The 7,473-nt window shown below is 65.6% G+C and carries 4 protein-coding genes and 3 pseudogenes; 1 reads left to right on the top strand and 6 read right to left on the bottom strand.

Features of this window, described 5'->3' with window-relative positions; translation table 11 throughout:
- The 5 genes and pseudogenes from QOC69_RS26960 to QOC69_RS26940 form a co-directional block, all read right to left on the bottom strand.
- Positions 1-107, bottom strand: a pseudogene (locus tag QOC69_RS26960) (SDR family mycofactocin-dependent oxidoreductase); the annotation flags it as partial.
- Positions 108-140: 33 nt separating this feature from the next.
- A pseudogene (locus QOC69_RS26955) lies at positions 141-273 on the bottom strand (cytochrome P450); the annotation flags it as partial.
- Positions 274-438: 165 nt separating this feature from the next.
- Positions 439-639, bottom strand: a complete 201-nt coding sequence (locus QOC69_RS26950) for a hypothetical protein (RefSeq protein ID WP_526445435.1) — start codon at positions 637-639, stop codon at positions 439-441.
- A gap of 139 nt (positions 640-778) precedes the next feature.
- Positions 779-994: pseudogene (locus QOC69_RS26945) on the bottom strand (nuclear transport factor 2 family protein); the annotation flags it as partial.
- 364 nt (positions 995-1,358) lie between these two features.
- Entirely contained in the window at positions 1,359-2,597 is a 1,239-nt protein-coding gene (locus QOC69_RS26940) for a cytochrome P450 (protein WP_325685112.1), read from the bottom strand.
- Between the two features lie 260 nt (positions 2,598-2,857).
- Between QOC69_RS26940 and QOC69_RS26935 the strand changes: the two genes are divergently transcribed.
- Positions 2,858-6,133 (top strand): helix-turn-helix transcriptional regulator, encoded by a 3,276-nt coding sequence (locus QOC69_RS26935; protein WP_526445437.1) that lies wholly within the window; start codon positions 2,858-2,860, stop codon positions 6,131-6,133.
- Between the two features lie 146 nt (positions 6,134-6,279).
- Here QOC69_RS26935 and QOC69_RS26930 read toward each other — a convergent pair.
- A protein-coding gene (locus QOC69_RS26930) for an IS3 family transposase (protein WP_526445432.1) occupies positions 6,280-7,394 on the bottom strand; the annotation gives its coding sequence in 2 pieces (ribosomal slippage) (positions 6,280-7,127 and positions 7,127-7,394; 1,116 coding nt in all).
- Positions 7,395-7,473: the final 79 nt, after the last annotated feature.

Genomic DNA, 7,473 nt, shown 5'->3' with positions numbered 1-7,473 from the left:
GCAATGATGTCCGCACCTTCTTGCGCCAATCGCACCGCATGCGCGCGGCCTTGACCGCGCGCCGCCCCGGTGATGAACGCGACCTTGCCTTCGACTCGCCCAGCCATAATTACCTCAATTCTCTCTTTTTACAGCCAGGTTCATGACACGAACGCCGGCATTGCCTCCCAGCCACGCACCGTCGAGGCCGATGACTGGTAAGCATCGTCGAGGTCGACCTCCCACTCGGGGGAACCGCTTCAGGACCTCCTCAAGGGCGGTCCGTCCCTCCTTGGCAGTCGACCTGATCGACGAACGGATCGAACAATGCGGGCGGCGTGGCCAGGTAATGCAGCGCTCGGCGCGACTCTTCAACCCGGCGGCATCAGGTTGGTACCGTCCCCGACGGCGCCACCGGCTGGCACACGGTGGACTTCACCGTGGCGGAGACATGAAGCACTATTTCGACGAGAGTTTCCACCAACTGAATACCGCAATCACGGTGCCGATCAGCACCGTGATCGGACCAGTGATGGACCAGGTCGTGGTGTTGCTCATCGGGCTACCACCAAGCACGCCGAATCCCTGGAGCGCCCAGATCAGACCGAACACTGCGACGATCAATCCGACCGCGAATGCAACGACGAAAGCCGTTCTCATATACCGATGCTACGCGATCATTCAACGAAGCCCTCGATAAAGAATTGGAAGGCGAGGCCCCCGGCTAACCCACCACAGAACACCGGGCCCCCTTTTAACGGCAGCCGGCCCAGAAATCGGGTGTCGGATCGCAGAGCGGTCAGATGAGCCCGGTGGCATCAAAAACCCAGCTGGTATCCGCTTTTGCCAGGTTCTCCAGCCAGTCCGGGGGAGCACTGTTCGCGAGGCCACCAAAGTCCCAATAGTCTTTCCACAGCGTCACCTTGCCGTCGTCGACGCGATGAACCGAAACGAATTGCAGCACAGCCGTTTCGCCGCTCTTCCACCGCCAGGTCTCGGAGTGCTCGTAAAGCGACGATGTGATTTCGGGCCGGCCGGAAAATGCCTCGTCAGCGGGCTGTCAGCTAACCCAGATACCAAGTGCGCCTCGTGTTTTGCTGTTTTCAGCACCGTTTACGGTACGGGGTCGGTACGGCCACGGTACGAGCGCGAAACGCCCCCGGTCGCCGGGGGCACGCCGGGGTCACGGGGCAGCCGGGGGCTACTTGCCCGTGGGTTTCTTCTCGGGGCTGGCCGTGCTCTTCGCGGCACGTCGGATTGTCGGCGGCGCTGAAGTTCCACTTGGCAGGACCCCAAGAATTGGTCCACTTTTTTGTGAGAGTCGATTTTATTTGTGCGTTGCAATGGCACCCTACCCAGCTCGTGGCTGGTCGGCGGGTTCAGTGTCCGGCGTCGAATTCGATAGGCAGAGTGGTGGGTCCGCTCAGTGCGGTCAGCGGTTTCCATGGGGCCGGACCGGTGCGGCGGGCGTTGGGCATGCGCCGTGTCATCACCGCCAGGGCTTCGGCCAACTCGAGGCGGGCGAGATGGGCACCGAGGCAGTAGTGCATGCCGGCGCCGAATGTCTGGATCGGTGGGGCGCCCACGCGGCTGATGTCGAGACGGTCGGGGTCGTCGCAGACCGCGGGATCCCGGTTGGCCGCCCCAGTGTTGACGACGACTATTGTGTCGGCCGCGATTTTGACGCCGGCGACTTCGACATCCTCCATCGTGGCGCGCAACGTGACGAAGGTGATCGGCGAATGGCGGATGAGCTCCTCGACGGCATTGACCGCAAGCTCCGGATGCCGGCCCAGGAGTGCCCACTGGTCGGGGTGATCGCACAGCACGTGTACCGCCGCACTCAACTGGAGGCGGGTGGTGTCGGTGCCTGCCAACAACAGCGCGGCCACGAGCATGCGGAGTTCGTCGGCGCTGAGGCGATCGCCATCGTCCTCGGCGCGGATCAGCTCGGAGATCAGGTCGTCGGTCAATGCGTGCCGCCGGTGCGCGAGCATGTCGTCGATGTAGGTGTCGAGAGCATCCCAGGCGGTCAGGATCGCCGATGTTTCCTTGGCGGCATTCCAGCTGAAAGCCTTCAAGATGTCATCTGTCCAGCTGGAGAACAGTTCCCAGTCTTCGGGCGGTGCGCCCAGTAGCGCGCAGATGACCGGGATCGGGTATTGGCGGGCAATGTCGGTGACCACGTCGCAGCGCCCGTGGGCGCTGTGGCGGTCAACCAGTCCCGTGATGATGTCGACGATCGTCGTGCGCAGCCGTGGCGTCGCTTTGGGTGTGAAGGCTTTGCACACCAGTCGGCGTAGCCGGTGGTGTTCCTCCCCGTTGAGGCTGAGAATGTTGGCGGCGACGCGGTCCCAAAGCGGGCCAGAGGTGATGCCTTGCGCTGCAAGGAACATCCCTTGAGGCACCCGGAATCGCGGGTCGCGGAGCGCGGTGCGCACGAGATCGTAGGTCAGCAGCTCGGGCCCGTATGGCCCGATCGCGATCGGCGCCTTCTCGCGGGCCTGGCTGATGATTGCGTGGGCTTCGTCGGGGTGTTGAGCGTATTCGTAGTTGATCGTCGGTAGTCCGGCATCGAAGACGCTTGGGCAGCTCGATCCGTCAACGGTTACGGTCATGGTGGTCCTCCTCGGTCGGGTCCTCGACTCGACTGTGGGGCTTCCGGAGCGCCAGATCATCGGGGAGAACTCGTAACTGAACGGGCCCGGTCTATAGGCGCGCACCGGCATGGTGTTTTGCCCTACGTGGTTCCCCCGGTGGCGCGATGTTTCACCGAACCGACCGCTCAGCGACGTCGGGATACGGGTTTTCACTGATGTTTGCGGCTCCCTGCCCCGAGATGCTGGCTAGCATGACCGAAACTGATCCACGTGCGGACATGCCGCCGGTGAACTGGAGTGAGTTGGGCGTGGGCGAGCTGCCAACCGGAACGGTGACGCTGCTGCTCGCCGACGTCGAGGGCTCGACGCGGTTGTGGGAGACCCAACCGGAGGAGATGACGGCCGCCGTCGCTCGCTTGGACCGCGTGCTAGGAGACCTGCTCGCCGCCCACGGCGGGGTGCGGCCGGTCGAGCAGGGTGAGGGCGACAGCTTTGTGGTCGCGTTCGCCCGCGCGAGCGAGGCGGCTGCGTGCGCATTGGAGTTGCAGCGGGCGCCGCTGGCCCCGATCCGGTTGCGCATCGGTGTGCATACCGGAGAGGTGCAGCTGCGCGATGAGGGTAATTACGTTGGCCCGACGATCAACCGGACGGCGCGGCTGCGCGATCTCGCGCACGGCGGCCAGACGGTGCTCTCGGGCACCGCCGAGGATTTGGTTGTCGATACGCTTCCGGCCGACGCGTGGCTGACCGATCTCGGCAGTCACGAACTGCGCGGTGTCGCCCGTCCCGAACGGGTGGTGCAGCTGTGCCACCCCGATATCCGCAACGACTTCCCGCCGCTTCGGACGTCGAAACCCGTTGCCGCGGAGCATTTACCGGTGCAGCTCACCAGTTTTGTCGGCCGCGGCGCGGAGATTCACGATGTGCGGCAGACCCTCGTTGCCAACCGGCTGGTCACCTTGACCGGCGCCGGCGGTGCCGGTAAGACCCGTCTGGCCATACAGGTCGCGGGTCAGATGGCTACCGATTTCGGTGACGGAGTGTGGTATGTCGAGCTGGCGCCGATCACCGACCCCGACCTGGTGCCAGTCGCGATGGTAGGTGCCCTCGGCCTGGCGGATCAGCCGAGCCGCCCCACAACAGAGACGCTCATCGGGTTCGTAAGAGATCGTCGGATGTTGGTGCTGCTGGACAACTGTGAACACCTTCTGGATGCGAGTGCTGCGCTGATCACCGCGCTGCTGAGCGCCTGTCCGCGGCTGACGCTGCTGGCAACGAGTCGTGAGCCGATCGGGGTCGCCGGCGAGGTGACTTGGCAAGTGCCGTCGCTCTCGTTGGACGACGAGGCCATCGAGCTGTTCGTCGACCGAGCGCGCCGGGTGCGATCCGGATTCACAGTCACCGACGACGACAACGACGCTGTGAAGGAGATCTGCCGTCGCCTCGACGGCATGCCGCTGGCCATCGAACTCGCCGCGGCCCGGGTGCGTGCGTTGACGCTCCACGAGATCGTCGACAGTTTGCACGACCGCTTCCGCTTGTTGACCGGTGGTTCCCGCACTTCGGTGCGTCGCCAACAGACACTGCATGCGTCGGTGGATTGGTCGCATGCGCTGCTGACCGAGCCCGAGCGAGTCTTGTTTCGCCGGCTTGCGCCGTTCATGGGTGGATTCGACCTCGCCGCCGCCCGTGCCGTCGCTGGCGGCACCGAGGTCGAGCGATACCAGGTCCTCGACCAACTCACTCTGCTCGTGGGCAAGTCGTTGGTGGTGGCCGACGACACGGGCGGCCGAATGCGGTACCGGCTACTTGAAACCGTGCGCCAGTACGCCCTGGAAAAGCTCGGCGAGTCCGGTGAAGCCGATACCGTGCGGGCGCGTCACCGCGATTACTTCACCTTGATGGCTAGCCAGCTCGATGCCCCGGCGGCCAGCGGCCACCAGCAGCGTGTCGAGCAAGCTGAGAGCGAGATCGACAACCTGCGCTCGGCCTTCGCCTGGAGCCAGGAGAACTCAGACGTCGAGCGTGCGCTTCAGCTCGTGTCGTCACTGCAGCCGCTCTGGCTAGGGCGGGGCCGTATCCAGGAAGGACTGGCCTGGTACGACGCCATCCTCAGCGACGACACCGCGCACGGCATCGAGGTGGCGGCCGGGGTACGGGCGCGGGCGCTCGCCGACAAGGCCGCGCTCGCCACCCAGGTCGTCGCCGTCGACAGCCTCGATCAGGCCGAAGAAGCCCTGGCGATCGCGCGTGAAATTGGCGACCCGGCCCTGGTGGCCCGGGCGCTCACCGCCTGCGGAGGTATCGCCGCCTACAACACCGAGGTGGCTTCGCGCTACCTCGCCGAGGCGAACGAACTGGCCCGGGGCCTCGGCGACCAAGGGATGTTGAGCGAGATCCTCGGCTTTCAGGCGTACGCCGCATTCATCGCGGGTGACCCGATCGCCGCGCGTGCGGCCGGTGAAGAAGGACGCGACCTCGCCGAGTCGATCGGTGACCGGCCTGCCGCGTTTCGCTGTCGCTGGAGCCTCGGTTTGGCACAGTGGATGCAGGGCGAGTTGGCCGGGGCCGTCGCACAGTTTCGCGGCGCGGCTGCCGACGCCGAGACCAATCACGACGTGGTCGGGACGGCGGCAATGCTGTTCTGCCAGGGCATGGTGTTGGCGTACCACGGTGACATCAGTGCGGCGCGAGCCGCGGCCGACGCGGCGATCGAGGCCGCAGCGGAGATCGGTGGGTTCATTGAGGGCTTTAGCTACGCGGCGTTGGCTACGGCGAGCCTGGCCGCAGGTGATGTAGCGGCCGCGGCCGATGCGAGCGAGGCGGCCTCGCAGCGGTTGAGTGCCCAGCTGGGGGTGGTGAATATCAACCCAGTAGCGCAGGTTGCCCTTGCGCGTGGTGATTTGGTCGCGGCCCGCCGCTGGGCGGACGATGCCGTCTCGGTGATGAGGGGCTGGCACCTAGCGGTGGCGCTGACGACGCGTGCGCGGGTTGCGATCGCACAAGGCGAGCCGGAGCAGGCCGATCGCGACGCCTACCGGGCGCTCGCGTGCGCCGCCGAAGTCGAGGCGCATCTGGCTCTCCCCGATACTGTCGAGTGCCTGGCAACGCTGGCCGGCGCCGCCGACAGTCACCGAGAAGCCGCGCGACTATTCGGCGCGGCGCAGGCCCTGCGGGAACGCATGGGTGCGGTCCGGTTCAAGATCTATGACGCCGGGCACGATGCCGCGGTCGCGACGCTTCGTAATGCATTGGGCGCAGCCGACTTCGAGTCTGCACGGGCCGAGGGCGCCGCGCTGTCCACCGGCAAAGCGATCGCCTACGCCCAACGCGGCCGCGGCGAGCGCAAACGCCCGGCCAGCGGCTGGGCATCGCTGACGCCAACCGAACTGGACGTCGTCCGGCTCGTCAGTGCCGGCTTGGGCAACAAGGACATCGCGACAAGGCTTTTCGTCTCACCACGCACCGTCGAAACCCACCTCACTCATGTCTACACCAAGCTGGGCCTGGCTTCGCGCGTCCAACTTGCCCAAGAGGCAGCACGTCACGCCTGACCGATGGGGCGGCCAAGCCTTTCGACGGGGTCGGATTATCGGGCCACTGACAACTACCGGTGTTGCATCGACTTCGCGTACCCGCGTCGCAGCCGACGGTGTTACCGGATCGCAAGGTGCGTCACTGTTCTCACTGCTTTGGGGGTTTATTGGTGGGTGCAGTTGGCGGCGTAGCGGGCTGGCGGCTGGTAGCCCAGGGCGGAGTGGGGGCGGTGGTGGTTGTATTGATACTTCCAATCGCCGATGACGACGCGGGCGTGCGCCAGTGACCAGAAGATGTTGATGTTGAGGCATTCGTCGCGGACCCTGCTGTTGAAAGATTCGATATAGCCATTGCGCCACGGCTGGCCTGGCGGGATGAACGCCAGTAATAGGCGATCACCGGCCCAGTCGGCCATCGCTGCGCAGGCCAGCTCGGGCCCGTTGTCACAACGCAGCACAGCGGGGTAACCGCGTTGGGTCGCCAGCCGGTCCAGCTCATCGATCAGGACATCGGCGGTGACGGAGCGTTCAACCAGCCCGCCCAAGCATTCGCGGGTGTGCTCATCAACGATCGACACGATCTTGACCGGGCGCCCGTCGGTGGTGGCGTCGAATTGAAAGTCCACTGCCCACACCCGATTCGGCGCATCGGCAACCACGATCCCGGCCGTGGTGCTGGCGCCGAGGCGTTTGCGGCGGCGGCGCTGCGGCACCCGCAGGCCCTCTTCGCGCCATAAGCGTTGCAGGCGTTTGTGGTTGACATACCAGCCGTTGGCGCGGGCGCAGTGGTAGGCGCGGCGAAACCCCCACCGGGGATGCTCTTTGGCCCACAAGCGCAGCCACGCCCTCAAAGCGGCATCCGGGTCTCCCGGCGTCTGGCTGGCTGGGCGGTGACGCTGGGTGGTGCGGTGTTGCCCGGTGACCCGGCAGGCGAACCGCTCACTGACCTGCATCACCCGCATCAGGTGGTACACGGCGGCTCGCCGGAGCTCCGGGCTCAGAAGTTTCCCTGGGCGATCTCCTTGAGCGCGGCCTTCTCTAGCTCCGCCTCGGCCAACAGCCGCTTGAGCGTGGCGTTCTCTCGCTCCAGATCCTTGAGCCGCTTGACGTCGTCGGCCTTGAGCCCGCCGAATTGATTGCGCCAGCGATAATAGGTCTGCTCGGAGACCTGCAGCTCGCGGCACACGTCGGCAATCTCCTTGCCCTCGGCCAGCATACGATCCGCCTGGGTTAGCTTGCGCACCACCTGCTCGGGCGTGTGTCGTTTCCTCGTTGCCATCGGGATCGTCCTTCCTGCCCACAAACATGGGCGGCAAGACTCTCACTCAACGTGGACCAACCAACCGGGGTCAGGGCAC

The organism is Mycobacterium sp. (genome assembly GCF_032162105.1).
Lineage (GTDB): Bacteria > Actinomycetota > Actinomycetes > Mycobacteriales > Mycobacteriaceae > Mycobacterium.
This window is presented reverse-complemented; position numbering and strand designations above follow the sequence as displayed.